General features: G+C 32.5%; 18 protein-coding genes and 1 pseudogene. 3 read left to right on the top strand and 16 right to left on the bottom strand.

The window, feature by feature from the left end:
• Nucleotides 1–99 precede the first annotated feature (99 nt).
• Nucleotides 100–852: a tyrosine-protein phosphatase gene (locus BG261_RS07880; protein ID WP_070792806.1), complete on the bottom strand. Its 753-nt coding sequence runs from the start codon at nt 850–852 to the stop codon at nt 100–102.
• 184 nt (nt 853–1,036) lie between these two features.
• Between BG261_RS07880 and BG261_RS07885 the strand changes: the two genes are divergently transcribed.
• Nucleotides 1,037–1,405, top strand: coding sequence for a YxeA family protein (locus tag BG261_RS07885; RefSeq protein ID WP_070792807.1), 369 nt, complete (start codon nt 1,037–1,039; stop codon nt 1,403–1,405).
• A 112-nt stretch (nt 1,406–1,517) separates the two neighbouring features.
• Here the strand turns inward: BG261_RS07885 and BG261_RS07890 are convergent, their stop codons facing one another.
• Together BG261_RS07890 and BG261_RS07895 are read right to left on the bottom strand one after the other, a co-directional pair.
• The gene (locus tag BG261_RS07890; protein WP_070792808.1) at nt 1,518–3,911 is read right to left on the bottom strand and encodes a homocysteine S-methyltransferase family protein; all 2,394 of its coding nucleotides are present in this window, start codon (nt 3,909–3,911) and stop codon (nt 1,518–1,520) included.
• A gap of 3 nt (nt 3,912–3,914) precedes the next feature.
• Nucleotides 3,915–4,589, bottom strand: a complete 675-nt coding sequence (locus tag BG261_RS07895; RefSeq protein WP_070792809.1) for a vitamin B12 dependent-methionine synthase activation domain-containing protein — start codon at nt 4,587–4,589, stop codon at nt 3,915–3,917.
• Between the two features lie 177 nt (nt 4,590–4,766).
• On the opposite strand from BG261_RS07895, the gene BG261_RS07900 reads away from it, so the two are divergent.
• A complete protein-coding gene (locus tag BG261_RS07900) occupies nt 4,767–5,297 on the top strand; it encodes a GNAT family N-acetyltransferase (protein ID WP_070792810.1) in 531 nt (176 codons plus the stop codon).
• Between the two features lie 73 nt (nt 5,298–5,370).
• Here BG261_RS07900 and BG261_RS07905 read toward each other — a convergent pair whose 3' ends face one another.
• The 11 genes and pseudogenes from BG261_RS07905 to BG261_RS07955 form a co-directional block, all read right to left on the bottom strand.
• Complete coding sequence (locus BG261_RS07905; protein WP_070792811.1) at nt 5,371–5,838, bottom strand: threonine/serine exporter family protein; 468 nt, start codon at nt 5,836–5,838, stop codon at nt 5,371–5,373.
• A 9-nt stretch (nt 5,839–5,847) separates the two neighbouring features.
• Complete coding sequence (locus BG261_RS07910; protein WP_070792812.1) at nt 5,848–6,606, bottom strand: threonine/serine exporter family protein; 759 nt, start codon at nt 6,604–6,606, stop codon at nt 5,848–5,850.
• A 204-nt stretch (nt 6,607–6,810) separates the two neighbouring features.
• On the bottom strand, nt 6,811–8,775 hold the full coding sequence (gene nagE / locus BG261_RS07915) for an N-acetylglucosamine-specific PTS transporter subunit IIBC (protein WP_070792813.1): 1,965 nt from the start codon (nt 8,773–8,775) through the stop codon (nt 6,811–6,813).
• Between the two features lie 317 nt (nt 8,776–9,092).
• The gene (locus BG261_RS07920; protein ID WP_070788570.1) at nt 9,093–9,935 is read right to left on the bottom strand and encodes a PRD domain-containing protein; all 843 of its coding nucleotides are present in this window, start codon (nt 9,933–9,935) and stop codon (nt 9,093–9,095) included.
• 471 nt (nt 9,936–10,406) lie between these two features.
• On the bottom strand, nt 10,407–10,727 hold the full coding sequence (locus BG261_RS07925; protein ID WP_070792814.1) for a rhodanese-like domain-containing protein: 321 nt from the start codon (nt 10,725–10,727) through the stop codon (nt 10,407–10,409).
• A 4-nt stretch (nt 10,728–10,731) separates the two neighbouring features.
• On the bottom strand, nt 10,732–10,929 hold the full coding sequence (locus tag BG261_RS07930; protein ID WP_070792815.1) for a heavy-metal-associated domain-containing protein: 198 nt from the start codon (nt 10,927–10,929) through the stop codon (nt 10,732–10,734).
• A gap of 453 nt (nt 10,930–11,382) precedes the next feature.
• Complete coding sequence (locus BG261_RS07935; RefSeq protein WP_070792831.1) at nt 11,383–13,902, bottom strand: heavy metal translocating P-type ATPase; 2,520 nt, start codon at nt 13,900–13,902, stop codon at nt 11,383–11,385.
• Between the two features lie 148 nt (nt 13,903–14,050).
• Nucleotides 14,051–16,312, bottom strand: a complete 2,262-nt coding sequence (locus BG261_RS07940; protein ID WP_083318305.1) for a glucosaminidase domain-containing protein — start codon at nt 16,310–16,312, stop codon at nt 14,051–14,053.
• Between the two features lie 118 nt (nt 16,313–16,430).
• A complete protein-coding gene (locus BG261_RS07945; protein WP_070792816.1) occupies nt 16,431–16,850 on the bottom strand; it encodes a MarR family winged helix-turn-helix transcriptional regulator in 420 nt (139 codons plus the stop codon).
• Nucleotides 16,851–17,013: 163 nt separating this feature from the next.
• On the bottom strand, nt 17,014–17,265 hold the full coding sequence (locus BG261_RS07950; RefSeq protein ID WP_070792817.1) for a hypothetical protein: 252 nt from the start codon (nt 17,263–17,265) through the stop codon (nt 17,014–17,016).
• 31 nt (nt 17,266–17,296) lie between these two features.
• Nucleotides 17,297–17,918 (bottom strand): annotated as a pseudogene (locus tag BG261_RS07955) (NAD(P)H-dependent oxidoreductase).
• A gap of 443 nt (nt 17,919–18,361) precedes the next feature.
• Here BG261_RS07955 and BG261_RS07960 point away from each other — a divergent pair.
• Nucleotides 18,362–19,768, top strand: coding sequence for an MFS transporter (locus tag BG261_RS07960; protein WP_233278916.1), 1,407 nt, complete (start codon nt 18,362–18,364; stop codon nt 19,766–19,768).
• A 52-nt stretch (nt 19,769–19,820) separates the two neighbouring features.
• On the opposite strand, the gene BG261_RS07965 is transcribed toward BG261_RS07960, so the two are convergent.
• Both BG261_RS07965 and BG261_RS07970 read right to left on the bottom strand, forming a co-directional pair.
• Nucleotides 19,821–20,402, bottom strand: a complete 582-nt coding sequence (locus tag BG261_RS07965; protein ID WP_070792818.1) for a GNAT family N-acetyltransferase — start codon at nt 20,400–20,402, stop codon at nt 19,821–19,823.
• Complete coding sequence (locus tag BG261_RS07970; protein WP_070792819.1) at nt 20,392–21,921, bottom strand: phosphohexomutase domain-containing protein; 1,530 nt, start codon at nt 21,919–21,921, stop codon at nt 20,392–20,394. The genes BG261_RS07965 and BG261_RS07970 overlap by 11 nt, the downstream gene beginning before the upstream one ends.
• Nucleotides 21,922–21,990: the final 69 nt, after the last annotated feature.

The following is a 21,990-nucleotide window of genomic DNA, read 5'->3' on the forward strand; positions in this document are numbered from 1 at the left end:
AATTATCTAAACATATTATATCATTATCCCAACAGCTCTTTTGTATATATACAAAAAAAATCCACCTAATGATAGATTCTTTATCTTTTATTTTCCCTTTTACTTTTCAATATACAATTCTATGAATTTATCCTTATAGTCTTCTGCTAAGTTAAGTCCTTCAACCAGATAATTTTCAAAAGACCCAAATTTGTCATTCATAGTCTTAATTGCATAATTCAAATATTCAGCCTTAACAGTCAGTGCTGATTCCAAGCCAGCAAGCTGTTGATCATTTAATTTGTCTTTAGCTTGGCTAATAATTTGCTCGTTGGCCGCTTTTCTTAACTCATTTGTTTTCAAATAATCTTTAAAAATATCTTCATCAGACACACCCGCGACTTTAAGAATTAAATATGCAGCCCAACCAGTTCTATCTTTTCCAGCAAAACAATGGAAAATTACTGGTTTCTTAACTTCAATTAAATCTTGCATGAATTTATGGTATCCATTTTGTGCTGATTCACTTATAACCATTTCCTCATAAGTCTTGTACATTGCTGAATCTATGTTATTAAGATCAGAAAACATTCCTTCAAGAGATGCAGCTCCACCATCTTGCAATGAAGCCAATATGTCCAAGTGTTGATACTCTACTCCTGAAATTGGAGTGTCTTCATCCTTATCAACTTCAGATTGACTCCTAAAGTCATAAATAGTTTTTAACTTGCATTCATCTTTAAGAAAGCTAACTTGTTCATCATCAAGATTATTTAACTGACCACTTCTAAAGAAAAAACCTTTTTCGATTTCTCCGTCATTTGCCCTATATCCACCGATATCTCTAAAATTAGTAATTAAGTTTGAATTCATGTCATTATCCTCTCCTACTTTTAACTTTATCTTACTTTATTCACATTTTTTGTCAAATAATCATACAGTTTGTTCTCTTCATCTTACAATTCTGTAAGGATAAACTCATGCTAGAGGCTGATTATATAAAGGATTTCTCAAGTTAAAATAAATATATATTAATTTAAGAAAGGTTCAAATAATAATGTTCAAAAAAATTTTTATACCACTTTTTGCTTTGGCGCTACTTGCATTTGGAGGAATATATCTTTTAGGAGACTCCTCAGGGGAATTTCGTGCAATTGCCGATCAATTAAATCCGTTAGTTAAGGAATCTAGTGTATATGTAAAAACACAAAAACCTGATTCAGTGAATGGATATGGTACTGCTTCATACACTCAAACAGCAGCATATGAAGATGGAAAAACTAGAAAAATAACTTTCAATGGTATCAATGAATTAAAAGTTGATAGATATTTAAAATTAACAACAAAAGGTGCTCATGTTGAAACATACGAAGAAATAAGTAAGGATGAAGTTCCAGAAAAAGCACTAGAAAAAATAGATAAATAAAAAATGGTTGGTTATAAACTGACCATTTTTTATTTTTACATAATTCAAGCGAATAAGATACTTATTTTTTACATAATTTATATACAAATATATTTCACTTTACATAATTTTATTACTTATCTTTGAAAAATTCTTGTGCTATCTTAACGGATTCCATTGCATCTTTAGCATAGTAATCGGCTCCAACAAATTCACGATATTCTTCATTTAAAACTGCTCCTCCAACCATAAATTTACAGTCTAAACCGGCAAGTTTTACTTGTGTAATTGTTTCCTTCATATTTTGCATTGTTGTAGTCATCAATGCGCTTAAACCAGCTAGTTTGATATCTTGTTCTTTTATTGTAGAAACAACTTTGCTAATGGGTACATCTTTTCCTAAATCAACAACATCAAACCCATAATTTTCTAAAATCATTTTTACAATGTTTTTACCAATATCATGAATATCACCTTCAACAGTTGCAAGTAAGACTTTCCCTTGTTTTTCATCAGTTTGTTCATTACGAGCCATAAAGTCTTTGAGTACTTCCTGAGCTTGTTTGACTGCATCAGCTGATTGCATTAACTGTGGTAAAAATAAAGTCCCTTTTTCAAATTTAGCTCCTACCTCATCTAGAGCAGGTACAAATTCTTGATTAACAATCTCAAGTGGTGTAAGACTTTTTAATAGCTCTTTTGTTTTTGTAGGTGTTTCATCTTTTCTGCCTTGTAAAATCATTTGCTTAAGTCTATCCTCCGAAGATGAAATTTCCTTCTTCAATCCGTTTAAATCTTTACTTGATTTTTGGCTAACAATAGAAACATTTTGATTATTTTCAATATAAAATGTTGAATCTTTATCCTGATTATTTATAACTCTTAAACTTGAAACTGTCGACATCATAATATCTGACATTGGATTCATAATTGGGGCCGAGAGGCCTGCGCCAACAGCAGCAGCTAGAAATGTACTATTTAATAATCCACGATTTGGTAAACCAAAGGATACATTTGAAATTCCTGCAACCGAATGGACTTCTAATTCATCCTTAAGAAATTTCAAAGTATCAATTGTTACTTGTACTTGCTCCTGCTGGGCAGATGCAGTAAGAACAAGTGGATCAATTAATATATCTTCTTTTTCTATACCATATTCAGATGCCTTCTTAATAATTTTTTTAGCAATAGCAACTCTTTTCTCTGCAGTATCTGGAATTCCATTTTCATCTAGTGCCAAGCCCAATACTAAAGCTCCATATTTTTTAGCAATTGGAAAAATTTCTTCCATTACTGATTCTTTACCATTTACTGAATTAATAAGAGGTCGCCCATTATATTGCCTAACTCCTGCTTCTATTGCCTTTATTGAAGAACTATCAATTTGCAAAGGAGTTGTGACAATACCTTGAAGTTCTCGGACAGCTTTTATCAACATTTGAGCTTCATCAATTTCTGGTAGCCCTACATTAACATCAAGAATATCAGCACCAGCATCTACTTGATCAATTGCTTCCTTAAGAATATATGAAAAATCTTCCTGTCTTATAGCCTCCTGTAAACGTTTCTTCCCAGTAGGATTCAGTCTCTCTCCAATAATAGTCAATTTCTTATCTAAGATTACCGTTTCAGCAGCGGATGTTACTGCAGTAACCGTTTTTGGACTAGTATTTACAGGTGTTTTATCTTTAAGAAGTTCTTTAATTCCTTTAATAAAATTAGGTGTAGTTCCACAACACCCACCAAAAACACGAACTCCTAAATCTGCCATTTTGCCAACATACTCAACATATTCTGATACATCAATTCGATAAACAGTTTGACCATCTTCCATTTGAGGAAGTCCAGCATTAGCTTGGACAATTACGGGTACTTTTGCATATTCTATAATTTGTTCAACAATTGGAAGAAGTTCCTTTGGTCCTAAAGAACAATTGAGTCCAAGAGCTGTTACTCCAAGCGCCTGAAGGGTTAAGGTAGCCGTTACAGGGTCTGTACCGACAAAAGTTCGACCATCTTCTTGGAAGGTCATAGTAACAAAGATGGGAAGATTAGTATTTTCTTTTATTGCAAGAATTGCTGCTTTCGTTTCTAACAAATCAGACATTGTCTCTAATATTATCAAATCTGCGCCAGAATTCTCAGCAAAAACTGCTTGCTCTTTAAACATATCATAGGCATTATCAAAGCTTAGGGTCCCATATGGAGACATTAACTGTCCAATTGGTCCGATATCATAGGCAACGTACTTTGCTCCAGCATCACGCGCTAAATGAACAGAGGCTTCAATTATTTTAGGCAAATGTTCTTGTTCTATTTTATGTCTATTTGCTTGAAAGCTATTTGTTGTAATAATATCAGCACCTGCATCTATATATCTTTTGTGGATGCTTTTAATAACTTCTGGATGCTCTAAATTAAAAAATTCAGGTTGCCCACCTACTGGTAGTCCCTCTTTTTGGAGCATAGTCCCCATGGCACCATCAAATAATAAAAAGTTGTCCTTTAAATCTTCTCTTAAACCCATCTTCTACCCTCCTATACGAAAATTACAGTCTTCCATCTCACATGATAAACACTTATTTTGCTTTCTTTTAGGCAAAGCCAACTCCTTATCCTCAAAAAGCCCTATAATAGCTGTAACAGACTTTCTTGGAATCATAAGCATTGTATCAGTCAGGCTAATTCCAAGCTTAGTGTCAGCCTTTATAGTCTTCAAAAACGTTGGTTGAATTGCAAGTGGCAAATCACCATATCCAGGACTAAACCTTCTATTCAAAGTCAAACCCTCATCACGCACGCTGGCTTCAATATCACACTCCGCAAGGTCACAAAGCTTTTCAATAAATTCCGTACATGAAGCGTCTAAAACCAAAGAACGGGTTAAATCAATAATCTCATAACGACGAATGACCTGCTCAATTTCAATCCCAAGAGTATTCGCAAGCAAAGCAACCTTTTTAGCATTTCGTAAATGTTTATAAATAGAATTACCAGTTAGTACAAGATTTGTTCCATCAACAATAATCGTTTTATTTTCTTCGTCAGGGTGACAAAAGAAGATTTGATACATATATCTCGGATTTGATGCTTCTTGAACCTCGATAATCTCTTGCTCTATTAATTCATCAATATCATCAGATAATTCATGACTTCTTTTATAACCCAAATACCTTAATATTTCTTTTTTATTTAACTTAAGCATATTATATTTTATCCTTGGTTTTGTATTTTTATTTTGTAAGAAATTCTTTAACTAATCGAATTTAATAATTTCAAAAATCTTCAAATAATTTAGATTAAACAGCTTCCTAGAAAGCTATTTTAATTTCTGATATACTATCTAAGACAATCTTAGATATAAAAAGTGAGGTTTTATAAAATGAAAATCGTTTCAATTGATAATTCAACGAAAGATTACTGGGAAAAAACATATATTGAAGCTTTTCCACCTGAAGAAAGACTTCCATTTGAACAATTAGTCAAGATGACCAATGACAATGACCATATTCATCTATCAATTATAAAGAAAGATGAAGAGAATGTTGGAATCCTCTTCCATGGTGAACTCTCTGATACAGAGGCTTACGTCTTCTTCTTTGCAATTGATAATAAATTCCGTAATGGCGGGTATGGTACTAAAATCCTAAGCATGCTCAAGGAAAGATTTCCTAATGGTATTATACTTGAAAGTGAAGAACTTGGTCTTGCTGATTCAGATAATGAAGAACAACGACTTAGACGCTACAATTTCTATTTGAGAAATGGTTTCAAAGATTCAAAACATTTGATGAAAATATATGATTTATCATTTCATATCTTAACAACTGGTAGTGAAGATACCTTCAAAAAATATCAAGAACTGCTAAATCATATTCAGCCAGAAGCATGGTTTACTGAAGAAAATAATTAAAAGAAAAGATTAATTAATTAAATTTTTAAATTAATATGCCAACCATTATCTTTTCTTTATAAGCTTTATCTATTTATGATAAACGCTTATTTTTTTTGTTCATTTTTCGGTAAAAATAGAAAAATTGTGGTGGTAATTCATATCCAATAGCGATTCCAAATGATATTGCTATGGCAGATTTAAGTACTGTTACTGCTAGGCTGGATGCGCTTACACCTCCTTCATTATTGGTAAAGAAGGCATATGTAAATTTGTAGAGTCCAAGACCAGGTGCCAAGCAAAAGATTCCACATAGAAGAAATATTGTAACAGGTGCTTTAAGTTTGTATGATATTTCTCTTGAAAGATAAAGGAGAATTAGTGACGAAACAAATATTGCGATAATTGGTGTATTAAAGGTATTGAGAACGAACAAATAGATCATCCATCCCGCTGCCCCAATTGCTCCACTATATATATAATATTTTTTAGGAACTTCAAAAATGACTGCAAAGGATATTGTTCCAAAAAAGGCTGCTATAAATTGTAATAATAAATTCACTTTATCCACCTATATCCATTCTGCAACTCTTAGAACAATACCGACACCAACTGAAATTGCAGCTGACGTCATTACAGCATCCATAAGCATACCAGCTCCTGATAAATAGTCTTCATCAAAGAGGTAGCGTATAGAATTAACCATGGCAACTCCTGGTAATAGAGATATGATACCACCGGCTATCAAACTTGATAGATTAAACGTTGGTGAGATATAAACCATTATGCAAGCTAGAACACTTACCAAAATACTACCAGAAAGATTTGTTAGAAAGTCTGTTAAATTGGTTTTAGGAAGAATATACAATATGTAAAAACCTAATATTGCTCCTAAAAAAAAGGCTCCTGCAGCATCCCATAAACTTGATGCAAATAAATAACCGAAAGTTGAACTACCTAAGGCATATGCTGCTAATTTCGATCTATTGGATGCATAATTACTATCCTTGATTTCATCAAGTCTTTTCTTTGCACCTTCAAAATCTATTTTATCTTCTACAATATCACGTGATAGAACATTAATCGCTTCAATCCTACCGAGATTTATCGGTGAAATAGGTATTTCCTTTACTTTTGCTTGAAGACTTTCATCACCATTTTGAAGTGACATCATCAATCCATTAATCATAATAAAGGCGTCGAAACCTTCCAATTCATATTTTTTCGAAAGATAATTTACAGTACTTTCTACTCTTTTAATTTCTGCTCCATTCTCAAGAGACACTTCTGCCAGCCTGAAAATAAAAAAGAAATATTTTCTTTTATCCATTAATATTCCTCTTAAAATTCTTATACTAAATTATATCAAAATAAGACTTGCTATACTATGCTACATAAGCAGTTTTTCATAATAATAATCTTTTATATTTTATAGCTAATGTCTATAAAGCAACAAGGAAATTCCCTGTATAACAGAATATTTATTAGAATTTAAACGTACAAAAAAAGTGAACCGAAGCTCACTTTCCTATTATTATTTATTTAAAACATTACCAGCAATATCATTTGCTTGTACGTTACCTGTTTTAACTGTTAATTTCTCAACTTTGTCAGCATTTGTGAAGACAACAATCATGTCAGTCTTACGACCTGCTTTTTTAATTGCTTCTAAATCAACCTTAGCAATTAATTGTCCACGAGAAACTTTTTGCCCTTCTTCAACAAATAATTCAAATGGTTCACCTTTAAGGCTAACAGTATCAAGTCCCATATGAAGTAAAACTTCGATTCCAGTATCAGTTAGAATACCCATAGCATGTTTAGTTGGGAAGATATTAGTAATTGTTCCTGAGATTGGTGTGAAAATTTCTCCCTTTGTAGGTAAAACTGCATATCCATCACCCATCATTTTTTGTGAGAATACATCATCAGATACTTCAGTGATTGGAACTAATTTTCCATCTGCTACTGCATAGATATCTCTTTCAACTGGTCCAGTAACTACAACTTCTTCAATTTTTTCAACAGGTGCAACAACAACTGCAGGTGCTCCTGCATGAATACGGTTCATAGCATCAGCAACGAATTGTACTTCAGTACCAACGATTACTTGAATATTTGTACCATCGATTACTTTAAGACCAGGTACTCCTGTTGCTTTAATTTTTGCTTGATCAACTTTATTTGTATCTTTAACTTGTAAACGTAGACGAGTTGTACAATTATCAATTGTATCAACATTTTCTTTTCCACCAAGAGCTGCATAAATTTTTCTTGCCATAGCAACAAATTTATCTTCTGCTGGATCATCAACATCTGGAGTTTCTTCTCCAATTCCTTCTTCACGACCTGGAGTTAAAAGATTAAATTTCTTAATCATAAATGTAAATACAACATAGTAAATTACTGCGAATACTAATCCTTGAAGGATTAACATGAATGGTTGGTTTGCAATTGGAACACGTAGACTAAGAACAAAGTCAACAAGTCCAGCTGAGAAGTTGAATCCTGCTGTCCAATGGAAGAATGCAGAAATAAACATTGAAATACCTGTTAATACAGCATGAACAACATATAATGGCCATGCAACGAACATAAATGAAAACTCAAGAGGCTCAGTAACACCTGTAAAGAATGATGCAACTGCTGCTGCCATCATAAGTGATCCAGTAGCAGCTTTTTTCTCAGGACGAGAATTTTTATAAATTGCGTATGCTCCAGCTGGAAGTCCAAACATCATGATTGGGAAGAAACCAGCCATGTACATACCAGTTTGTCCTTTTGTACCAGTGCTTGACCAGAAGTTACCAATATCATTGATACCTGCAAGGTCAAACCAGAATACATTGTTAAGCGCGTGGTGAAGTCCTGTTGGAATTAACATACGGTTTGCGAAACCAAAGATACCAGCACCAACAGCTCCTAATGATAGTACTGATTTACCAAATGCAGTAAGAGCATTATAGATAGTTGGCCATACGAATAATAATCCTAAAGAGATTATTGACATTGTAATTACAGTTACAATTGGTACTAGACGTTTACCACTGAAGAATGATAGTGCCATTGGGAGCTTAACTTCACAAAATTTATCATATAATGCAGCAGCTACTAATCCAGCTAAAATACCAATAAATACATTTTTGTTGTTAATATAGCTAAAAGCCACATCAACTTTTTCTGGCGCAACTTTTGTAAACATTGCTACTGATCCAGAACTTATTAAAGATAGTGGTGTTAAAAATGCTACTAGACCTGCTAATGCAGAAGCACCATCTTTTTTCTTAGGCATACCGATCGCAAGACCCACTGCGAATAAGATACCTAAGTTATCTAGAATTGTTCCACCAGCTTTAAGTAAGTAAGCAGCGATTAAATTATCACCACCCCAACCATTAGGGTCAATCATGTAACCAATACCCATTAGTAATCCAGCTACTGGTAAAGTAGCAACTGGTAGCATGAGCGAACGGCCCATACGTTGCATATATTCTTTCATTATTAAAAATTCTCCTAAATTATTCCTAATTATTTTTTAAACTAACCTTCTAAATAGTCGGCTCGTCACTTCTTATTTGTCATGACTTACCTCCTAAAATTCTCAACTTAAGTCTCATTGTGGCTTTTAACTTCGTTAAAAATAAATGAACTACAATATTTCTTAAGCTCGAATTTTAAACAGTCGGCTCGTCACTTCTTTTTGTCGTGTTCTCACTCCTATATTTTTCTCAGTATTCGTAGTACAGCTCCAATCTTATGATTGGAGTAAATATACTGTACGACTCAATACTGTTCAAAATATTATCAGTCATTCAATCACTTCTTATTTGTTGCTACTCGTAGTCTTTCTATGTGAATTGCTAAGTAGCCTAACTCTTCACTTGTAATTGATAGTTGATATTGTTTCATTAAGAGAACTCGTACCATTTTTGCTATTTCATAGCTTTCAGAGTATTTTCTCTTAACGATCTCTACAATCTCATCATCAAGTGCTGCATAATTTTGATTGTGATACCTTTGAAGCAAAAGTCTTAAATGGTTTGCCAGTCTTGAATAATGAAGAGCCATATCTTCACTTCTTAAATTAACAGAAATATTATCTTCAATAACTGAAATAATATCTGAAATAATTGTTACTTCTCTAATGCTTCGATGATTATTACTTTGTCCACTTCTTGCACTATGGATATGAATTGCGATATATCCAGCCTCGTCGTAGGAGAATGGAATGTCAAGCTCTTTTGTTAGATAATCGATTGCCCACTGTGCAACAGCAAATTCTTCACTGTAAAGTACTTCGATTTCTTTTAAAAGCTTATTTCTCACTAAAATTCCATTTGAAATATTTTCACTTGCGAATGCTATATGGTCGGTTAAGGCGATAAGGAGGTGCTCATTTAACTTTTCCATTAAAACAGTTTCAGCACGATCTATAATCTTTTCAGCTAAAAATAGATATTTTTCATCAATTTGATTAAGTAAATTTTGAAGTTTCAATTGACCTTCAGGTTCAAGAATAAATAACCTCTCGATTTCCCTTGAGAATAATAAGTCATTCCTTTTTTTGTCATAGCCAATCCCCTTGCCTATAGCAACTTTTTCTTCCCCCTGGTCATCAACCAAAACAGCATTTTGATTCAAGATTTTTTTGATTTTCATAACATTTCCTTTTCTGCAGTTCAGGATACCTCGTGATTCGGCTAATCATCTTAAGGCCAATAAAATGATTATATAATGTTTGTTCTTCTTTTTAAAGGTAAAAAAACAAAAAGGCATAGAAAAAAGTAGTATGCTTGCTCAGCATCAACCTTCTTCCATGCCTAGTCCAACCTAGTCACATGAGATAATTTGTTAACATAATTAATTGTATAGACCAATTACCTTTTTGTCAATAACTTTTTTTCAAAAAAATCATATTTTATGAAATTAGAACATTAAAGAACACCCTTACATTTGATGTGATTTTTAATTTGTTCATTTGAATATGCCATAGTTTTAGGGCTATCAATAGTTAAGGCAGCTTCAAATTTAATAACTCAAACATATTATCGACATTCATTTTTTTACAATTATTATTTTCAGTAGGATTATAAAATACAAGCTCTATATCAATTTCTCGACTTACAATAATTAGTATTCATTTCCTATCTCAATATCACCTGTCCATGCTTCCATACCACCTATGACATTAGTAGTTTTAATATCATTGGCTGCTAGATAATTACAAGCATGCATAGATCTTTGCCCAAGATGGCAAATTATATAATAATTTTGGTCTTCCTCAAATGATTCAAGCGCTAATGGCAATTGATTTAGGGGAATATTCACCGAATCAGCAATATGCCCTTCTTCATACTCATATGGTTCCCTTACATCAACTATGATTAAAGAGTCATCTTTATCTTTATTAATTAAATTTTCTAAATCAGTTGTTGAAATTTGCTCAATCATGGTATTACACACTCAACTTATATTTTGTGTCACTCAATGAATCTTGTAAATTTTCAATAGTTACATCACCAGTAACTGTGACTGTCTTATCATCAAGGTTAAATTCAATTTTTTCAACAGCTGAAATTGTTTTGAATGCTTTCTCAATGTTATCAGCACATCCTTGGCACTTCATTCCTTCAACTTTATATGTATTAATCATTTTCTTTCTCCAATTTCATTTTTATTTTTAATTATCTTTTGTGTGTCATTACGATATCGATAAAACTATGTCAAACGAAGTTTGACAGTTTTAGTCGCACTTCATTCCTTCAACTTTATATGTATTAATCATTTTCTTTCTCCAATTTCATTTTTATTTTTAATTATCTTTTGTGTGTCATTACGATATCGATAAAACTATGTCAAACGAAGTTTGACAGTTTTAGTCGCACTTCATTCCTTCTACTTTGTAAGTTTTTTCCATTTTAATTTCCTTCTTTCATTTTTTATAATTTGGAGATAAGTCGATGTCGATTATACTTAAATTGCTAAAGCAATTAGAATAAGTCGCACTTCATTCCTTCAACATTATATGTATTAATCATTTTCTTTCTCCAATTTCATTTTTATTTTTAATTATCTTTTGTGTCATTACGATGTCGATTATTAAATGCTAGTCTTTGACTGAAGATGGCTTAAATCTTTTTAATCTTAGCGCATTTAATAGTACAGATACTGAGCTAAAGCTCATTGCTGCTCCTGCAATCATTGGGTTAAGAAGTGGTCCTCCAAATATATGAAGCACTCCCATTGCTACTGGGATACCTAAAATATTATAGGCAAATGCCCAGAATAGGTTTTCCTTAATATTTTTTATAGTTGCTTTACTTAGCTCAATTGCAGTTGGAACGTCCATAAGATCACTCTTCATAAGAATAATATCTGCGGATTCGATAGCAATATCCGTTCCTGCGCCAATCGCCATACCAATATCAGCTTGAGCAAGTGCTGGTGCATCATTTATCCCATCACCAACCATACCTACGGTATAACCCTCAAACTGAAGTTTCTTAACTTCTGCCACCTTATCTTCTGGCATAACATCACTAACTACTCGGTCAATTCCAACCTGATTGGCAATTGATACAGCAGTTTTTTCATTGTCACCAGTTACCATAGCCACATAAATTCCCATTTCATGCAGTTGTTTGATAGCATTTTTACTACTTTCCTTTATAGCATCTGCAACAGCTACTACACCAATCATTATACCATCATATGCCACGAACATTGGAGTTTTTGCTTGATTTGCAAGCTCTGAAGAAACACTTTCTGACTGACCAGACACATTGATATTGTTTGATTCCATTAACTTTTTATTTCCGATTAAAAGAACATTCCCATCTACTGTTACTTTTAGTCCTTGACCAGTTATTGACTCAAAGTTTTCAACTTCATTTAAGTTAATATTTTGCCCAGTAGCTTCTTCAACAATCGCCTGTCCAAGAGGATGCTCTGAGTTTTTTTCGGCTAAAGCAGCAAGTCTTAATACTTCTGAATTCGAATAATCTGAAAGTGGGATTATATCAGTCACTTTTGGCTTACCTTCGGTAATAGTTCCTGTCTTATCAAAAATTATTGCTGTCACTTTTTGAGTTTTTTCAAGTGCATTACCGCTCTTGATGATTACACCATTCTCAGCACCTTTACCAGTTCCAACCATTATTGCTGTCGGAGTTGCAAGTCCTAGAGCACAAGGACAAGCAATTACAAGAACTGAAATTGTAATTGTTAAGGCGAAAATCCAAGACTCATGACCTAAGAAATACCAAGCTAGACCTGAGATAATAGCAAGAACGATTACTATGGGGACAAATACAGCTGAAACCTTATCAGCAAGCCTCGCAATCGGCGCTTTTGAACCCTGTGCGTCTTCCACTAACTTAATAATTTGAGCAAGAGTTGTATCTTTACCGATTTTTGTTGCTTTGAACTGGAAGCTACCATTTTTATTGATACTTGCCCCAATTACATTATCATTAAGTTTTTTCTCAACAGGAATACTTTCTCCAGTTATCATTGACTCATCAACATAAGATTGACCTGATATTATTTGACCATCAACAGGGATTTTTTCACCTGGTCTAACGATTATGATATCACCAACCTGGACCTGCTCAATTGGGATTTCAATTTCTTGCCCGTTTTTGACAATCTTAGCAGTTTTAGGAGCTAATCCCATAAGTTTTTTAATAGCGTCGGATGTCTTTCCTTTAGATACAGCTTCAAAATACTTTCCAAGTGTTATTAAGGTCAAAATTACGGCAGCAGATTCATAATAAAGGTTCATCGTAAATTCATGATTTCCTTTGATTACTTCAAATGTTCCGTAAAGACTATAAAGAAATGCTGCACTGGTTCCTAAAGAAACGAGTGAATCCATATTTGGATGACCTCTGAATAAAGACTTAAAACCAACTTTAAAGAATGAACGACCAATTATGAGAACAGGTATTGTTAAAATTAATTGGGCAAGTGCAAAATTAATTGGATTCATCATTGGATCTAAAAATTTTGGTAAAGGTAATCCAATCATATGTCCCATTGAAATATATAATAAAGGAACAGTAAAGATTGCTGACCAAATAAATCTATGCCACATATCATCAATATGAGCTTGCTTCTTATCAATTTTATTTTCAGCTTCAGGTTTAGTTTTTTCTTGCGAATAAATACTATCAATGTTACTATCTCTTGCATCTGCATCGATAGCATCATACCCTGAATTTTTTACGGTCTGAATAATATTTGATATAGAAGTTTGATATGGATTATATGAAACCTGCATTTTTTCAGTAGCAAGATTCACATTAACATCTGAAACACCTTCAATCTTACCAACTGCTTTTTCAATAGTCTGGGCACATGATGCACAAGACATTCCATCAATATCAAATGTATGAGTTTTAATTTTACTTATAGCCTTATATCCAGCTTTATCAACTTCACTTTCAATTTCTAATATATTTGTTTTTTCTGGATTATATTCGACAGTCATCTTTTCTGTTGCTAAATTCACATTAACATTTTCAATTCCTTCAAGTTTAGCTACTGCCTTTTCAATAGTCTGAGCACATGATGCACAAGACATACCTTCTATATTAAAAACTTCTTTCAAGAACTTCACCTCCATTATTAAGAATATTATTAATTTACGTTTACATTTGTAAACTTTATATACAAATAATACACCAGATAAAAACATATGTCAATTGATTCATATAAATTTTTATAAAAAAATGATGAGCAATAAGCTCATCATTCTTAATATGCGTAATTATTTATTTTGGAGCAATGTAAGTTACACCACTTGAAAGAGCAATATCGTTAGGAATGATTCTATAAGAAACTTTTCCTAGGCCTAATACATTACTTTCTGATATCAATATCCCATCAGCTGTAACAGCCTCAACAAATGCTACGTGACCGTAAAAGCCATCAGCACCAGCAACACCTGGTTTGAAACTAATTGCATAACCAGCTTCTGGTGTTGATGATACTTCATACCCTCTAGCGAGTCCGGTAACACCCCAATCACCTCCGTTACCCATTGTTTCTCCAACACTTCCTCCAAGTTGTTTAATTCGATTATATACATACCATGTACATTGCCCAACAGGGTATGAACCACTTAGATTATAGTTAAAACCATTGTATTCAGGGAAATCAATAGCATCTTTATATTGCTCTGGGATTCCATCAAGACTTTGGATAGAGACACCTGATTCTCCTTTGGGATCATCAAATCGAGTTAAATTATAAGCCGCAATAATTGAATTCAACTTATTACTATATTGAGTATCTGTAGCATATTTACCAGTCAAATGCTCCGTAGCCTGTAAATAATTTTTCGCTTCAGAACGCCAAGCCCCTTTATAAATTGAAGAATTACCGCTGATTCCTTCTCTGATAAGAGAGACATAATCTTCTAATGATTGAGACGCACTACTGTACACTCTAAACGGAGCTTGAATAGAATATAACTGACCATTTCCATTATCTTCTTGGGTAGTAAATACAGCTGAAGCTTGACCCCCACCGCCTTTCACACCAAATAAATTATTATATGGTGCTCGAGATAAACCACTAGTTCCAGACCCACTTTCAAGTATGGCCTGAGCAATCATAACAGATGCAAAAACATCATATTTTTGGCCTAATTCTCTTGCACTATCACCAATACTTTCTACAAAATCTCTAGTAAGCTGTGTTGGTTTAAAATCTGCAGAAGCTGCATAATTTTTGACTAAGCTTTCTCCATAAGAATTCAATTTTTTATCTTCAGAGGTCTTTACTGCATAGTCAGGTGCAACTATACGATCATATTTTAATTTAGAATCTTTCTCTTTTGAAGCTTTTTTTGTGCTGATAGTAAGAATCTTAACTCCCGATTTTTCAATAGGTCTTTCTTCTAATTTTTCATCAGATTTATTTTGATTTTTTTCAATTGAAGATTCCGCCTTCTTTGGTTCTTCAGGGAAATCATCAGATAAAATAACCTTATTATTACCTAAATAGATACCAACTTTATTTGAGTCTTTCCATACTAATATATCACCAATTTTTGCTTTTTTAATATCTACATTTTCACCAGATTTATTAATTTCATCAAGATTATTACCTAGCGCAACTCCAAAAACTTTATTATAGACATAATTTGGAAAATACTGATTATTGAATGATTTATCTTTTTCATTTCCATCTTGAACTTTATCTGCATCTGCATTGTAAGGTTTTCCAAGTTGTTTTAAAGCCTCTACAATAATTGCAGCCTGAGCTTTATCATCAAGTGACGAAAGTAATGGCAATACAAAACCATTTAAGTTTGACTTAGTAATGCTATCAACAAGTAAATCTTTAGAGACGTTATCAGCAGTAATTGTACCTGTAATATATGGATTTACATTTTGAGTCTGAGAATATTGTTGAGTGCTTTCATTTGGTTTTTGTTGATTCTTGTCAGATCCAGTAGATGGCTGACCATTATTTGAATTCGGTTTTTTATTGTCTGATGGTGAAGTTGTACTTGAAGTAGCAGAAGTTTTTGAACTTGAAGTCGCACTACTTGAATTTGATGTACTCGGTTTTGAACTATTATTACTAGAACCTGAAGTTACGGAACTAGATGAACTAGTAGAACTTGCAGAATTTGATTCCGATGTCTGTTGTGAACTTGGTGAAGTTTCTGTAGTCTCAACAGTTGTTGTTGTTTCAGAAGATGGCTCAGTAATATTATTATCTTCTGAATCGGAAATACCTTCTGATGGTTTTACAGGTTCTTCAGTTGTAGTTTGTACAGAAGGTGTTGTTACTATATCTTCAGAATTTACTTCAACTGGTGAACTGATTGGTTGCTCAGAAGTAGTATTTTCTTGTGTTACTATTTGATCTATATTATCTTTATTTTCAGTTGTCGAATTAGCAACTGTTGATTGTGTTTCATCAACAGTTGTTGCTGCTGCTAAAATTGGTGATGATTGCGAAAAAAGTAACAGCATCAAACTTGCACTTGACAGTGACTTTCTAATTTTTTTATTTTCCAATTAATACTATCCTCCCTAGATTGTATAACTTACCTAATTATAGCTAATTTTCATAACTCTTTCAAGAAAGAGCTATATAAAAATATACGAAAAACAGTAAAATACATATCAAATTAAATTAAAAAGACTTTTCAATTCTATCTAAAAAAGAAGATAGTGCTTTTAATTCATTTTTACTGAAATCTTTTTCAATTAACGTAATCATTCCTTCAAAAATTTCTCCAATTTCTACGGCTAATTTATTTCCAGATTCAGTAAGATATAAATTTTTTTGTCTTTCATTATCTTTCTTAGTCTCTCTAATAATCAATTCTTTTTTTTCAAGTGGTTTGAGTATATTAGTTACGGTAGCATCTGATTTACCTATATACTTTGCAATATCTTTTTGAATAGCTCCAGGATGTTCATGGATAAAATTAATACATCTAGATTGTTGACTGTTTAAATGTAGTTTTTTAAACCTCTCACTGATATACTCTTGCTGCAAATTGCTTATATGATATATTTTTTCAGAAATACTTAGATTGTTTTTTTCCATCTTTACCTCAATTTTATTATAATTCGATAACTACTTTAATACCATTTATTTTAATGCTCATTTAAAGCTTTTGCCTAAAATTATATCATATAAAATGTTTATTTCTATATAAAAATAAAAGGCAAAACTAAAATTTAGTCCTGACTTTTATTATTACAAGTTTTTATAGACTCTTCACTTTTAATCTATTTTTATAGATGACATATAGATTAAATATATATAATCCTACAAGAATGATTACTACTGCTTTATTTGTTTTTGGTCCTACAAATTGCCCAATTATTGCTAAAGGGTTTAAAAATAATACCCAATAATTTTTTTGAAGATTATTTTTTGTAAATACTAACATTAAGATAGTGAGAACAATAATCATCATAAGAATAATTACTTGGGGTGAGAAAAAAATATTTGACATTATAACTTCTCCTTCTTTAAATTTTCTTCAACTAGAATTTTTCAGCAATCAAAACTGCTTTTTTAATCGCACTATTTACAATATTTTCTGACTTACTTGGATCATAATCTGCGCCTTCAATAAACACTTGCTCAAGATCACTAACCCCAATAAAACTAAAGATTGTTTTTAACATATTGAGATGATAAATCTTGACCATTATATACTCCACCATTTGCTTGTATATGAAGAACCTTTTTTCCTTCTACTAGTCCAACTGGACCTTGAGCTGTATACTTAAAAGTTTTCCCTGCAACATTTATTGAATCAAACCATGCTTTTAGTCGAGTAGGAATATTCAGATTCCACAATCCATTTGCTACTACCACTTTATCTGCATTTAAAAACTGTTCAGTTGATTGATTAAATCGAGAAACTTTTATTTTTTGTGAATTCGATAAATCATTGACTTCCTTACCAGATTGTAAATGATTCCATGCTGTCATGATATCTAAGTCAATTTCTGGAAAGTCTTACCTATATAAATCAACAATCTCAATGCTATCATTTGGATGACTTTCTTGATACGCTTTTAAAAATTCTTCAAAAATTTTCATTGATTTTGAATTTTCACCATTCAACGGGTGACTTTTTACTGCTAATAGATTTGCCATAGTTAATCTCCTTGATTATTATTATTTATTAATCGTGACCTAAAGTTAGATAAAACAAAGAACATTTAAGCAATAAATTTTTTGAATAATGAGCAAAGATTATTTAAAAGCTTTAAAGTTCAAAAGCTCATATGTAATAAATATTAACAATTCTTCTATTAACAAACAAAGTTTGACTTAGCCATTAGCATATATGTTATAATATTTAATGGAATTTTGTGCTGTTTTTAGTTATCTATCTACATGAATTCTATACATTACTTTTAAATCACTGTTTTTTTATAAACACTTGTAACTACAAGTATTTATGTTTAAAGAATATATTTTATTCAGATAGTTGTCAACTAAAAAGTTGTAATTAAAAGTAATAAGTGTTAAAATCCTTTTTATCACTTATTTATTTATGGTTACAAAATCAATTAATTAAAAGAAAAGGAGTTATTGTGCAAAAAAATTCAACATCGAAAGAAATTATTATTCTAATTACAGTCTGCATATTCGTACTTATGTCAACTTTAGACTCAAGTATCGTAAATATCGCTCTTCCAACAATCTGTAAGGAACTGAATATTACACAGAGTCAAGGTAGTCTGATTGTATCTAGTTACCTTTTGGTAATCTGCTGTAGTCTACTTCCCTTCGGAAAACTAGGAGATTTATATGGAAAATCAAAGGTTTTTAAAATTGGAGGAATCATTTTCGTTCTAGGTTCACTATTATGTGGTATCAGTACTAGTCTTCCAATGCTTATAGGTGCTAGGGTTGTACAAGCTATCGGTTCAGGGATGACTATGAGTACTAACAACGGAATAATCACTGAAGCATTCCCAGCAAATCAGCGTGGTAAAGCTCTGGGGACTGTTGGTGCTTTCGTATCAATCGGTGCTATTGCAGGGCCCGGTCTCGGAGGTTTGATTCTAAATAGCTTCACATGGCACTATATATTTTTAATAAACATCCCAATCGGAATCATTGCAATCATCGCAAGCTTCCTTGTACTTCCTAAAAATCATCCTGCTAAAAATACTCAACTTGATTACAATGGAGCAATTACACTTTCAGCAGTTATTCTATCTTTCTATGGATTTATTACCCTTATTCAAGATAAGGGGATTACAAATATCCTAACACTTGCATGTTTAGTTATTTGTATTCTTACTTTCTATCTTTTCATTAAGGTCGAAAATAGTATTGATTATCCTTTGATTAACTTAAGTTTATTTAAAAATAAACTATTTACAGGTAGTTTAATAAGTGCATTTCTAGTATTCATTTCAGCATTCTTCTATACAATGATTATGCCTTTCTATCTTCAAGAAGTTCGTGGTTATAATCCAAGTAAGGCTGGACTTATCATGATGGTCTTTCCACTAATACAAATCGTCTTTTCTCCTATTGCGGGTGCATTAGCAGATAAATACAACAAACAAAGACTTACATTTTTCGGTCTTGTGTTACTAGCCATTGGTCAACTTTTATATAGCTTCTGGGGCATTGATACATCAATTATTGTGGTAATCATGGGTATTGCCGTTTCAGCATTTGGGAATACACTCTTCCAAGCTCCAAACAACACAATTATTATGAGTTCAGTTGAACCAAAAGACCTTGGAATAGCAGGTGCTTTAAACGCTTTATCTCGAAACCTTGGAATGGTCCTTGGTGTTGCAATATCAACTCTCGTTCTAAATTTCTCAGTTGATAAGTTTGCAGGTCACCACATGCAAAGCATTACAGAAAATAGTTCATACTTTGTAAGTGCAATGCACGTCACATTCCTAATATCACTTACAATCTGTGTACTTGCAATTTTCTTTAACGGAATGAACCAAGTAAAAAACAAAAAATAAAAGGACTATGAAAGTCCAATTATCAATGCGAAGCCTTATGGTTTCGCTTTTTTTATAAATATATAGCATAAAGTCTTACTTCAACTACATCTTTACAAATCTTTTCTAGTTTTTCTTTTTCCGAATACGATGCCTGAAAAAGCATATCTTCAGCAAAATAAGCATTTACGTCAGCATCAGAAAGTCTTATTGTCTGTCTAACTTCTTTCGGTCTACATCTAAGATAAGTAAATTCACTTTTTTGTACAAAACCAACTTTTCTGTAAAAATCATTTGCTGGCTTATCATCCTGTGTCCAAAGTTCACAATAGGAAAAAGATTTTCTTTTAAGTTCTTCCTTAACTTTTTCCCACAAGGAATTTGCAATACCCTTACCACGATAAGATGGGAGTACGCCAAGATTCCAGATAATGGCTCCGTTTTCTTTATTTTGTGTCAAATCATCTGAATTTAATTCGACATCAATGAAACCAACAACTTTTCCATCTTCAATTGCTAGATATTCTAATGAATGATTTGGATACTTTTCTTTTTCTTTTTTAACATCCTTATAGTAGGTAGAATCTAAGAAGGAAAGTAGCCTACATTCAACCCAATCCTTCTCATCTTCGACACAATATTCCCTAATTTCCATTTAATTCCAATAAAACCTCATTTAATTTTTCTTTATTAACATTCGGGTAATTATCAAAGAAAGGTTTTAAATCTTCTAAAACCAGTTTTACTTTCCCAGGTTCATCAATTTCTACCTGTAAAACTAAAAGTGGTTCGTGCAAACTCATGCGAAGTAAAAACCAACCTGAACCATATTTACCACTAGTATTAAATCTAACACCCTCATGATTTGCTGTATCAATTTTAAATCCAGCTACATCAGCATTATCAATATCTAAAATAACTCTTTCTCCAAGTTTACGATAATCATCGTCTTCAAGCTTAAAACGTACTTCTTGAACTTCTGATGGTTGATTAAGATTTTCAATCAAATCAGATAGACTACGACCTTCTTCTGTAAGTTTAGGTAAAAGCATAAATATTTTAGCGACAACATAAGCTCCATCATCTAGGAAATAATTTTCTTTGAAAGCAGCGTGACCACTAGTTTCTATAGCTAGATGTGTCTCAACACCTTCATTGTTAAGGTCAATTGCCTTATTAATTACATTTCTATATCCTGAAATGTAACGAACTTGTTTACCTCCAAGACTTTCAATAAATGTCTTAAGATGACTCGATGTTGGAGAATTTGTAACGATACTTGTATGGGGATATTCGTCAAGCACAATATGGCTAAGAACAGCAATTAGGTTATTTCTGTTTAATAAGTCACCTGTTGCGGTAACCAAAGCTGAACGGTCAACATCAGTATCAAATATAATTCCTAGGTCAGCCTTATTATTAAGAACAGCAGACTTAATAGCTTCCATAGCTTCCTTGTTATCAGGATTTGGAATATGATTTGGGAAAGTTCCGTCCGGCTCTAAGAATTGAGAACCAGTAATATCTCCACCAAGTTCCTTGACAACTTTTTCAGCAAAGAATCCACCCGCACCATTACCTGCATCCACTATTACTTTAAGTCTAGCAAGAGGTTTTTCATTTCCTCCAGCTCCTGCAATTATTTTTGCAACCATATCTTTTGCATATGGAGTTAGAAGGTCCGCTTCTTCAACTACGCCTGTTTTCCCATTTGAATTTTCAGCATAAGAGCTTGAAAGAATTTCTTTAATATCTGATTTTTCTGCACCTCCAGTTTTGTCGAAGAATTTGAGTCCATTGAAATAATATGGAAGATGGCTGGCTGTAAGCATAATGGTGAAATCACAGTCGAACTCTTCAAATTGAGTCGCCATAAACATGGCTGGCGTTGTAGCAAGACCGAAATCTATTACGTTAACTCCTTGTTGAATGAAACTTTCAACTAAGGCATCTTTTAATTCTGGACCCGTGATTCTACTATCACGACCTATTCCAACTAATAAATCACCTGCTAAGTATTTAGAATTATTATTTTCGTTTTTTGAACGAAACCAAGAAACTGCACCTTTAGCAATTTCTTTAACTTCTTTAGTTGTCAAATTTGCTTTATATTCTTCTGTAGAAATGGCAATTCCACGAATATCTGAACCATTTTGTAATTTCTCTAAATTCATTTTTTCTTCCTTTTGTTTTGATATTTTTATTATAGCAAATAATAATTCAAAAGACCCATCAATATATGA

The organism is Floricoccus tropicus, from assembly GCF_001832905.1.
Taxonomy (GTDB): Bacteria; Bacillota; Bacilli; order Lactobacillales; family Streptococcaceae; genus Floricoccus; species Floricoccus tropicus.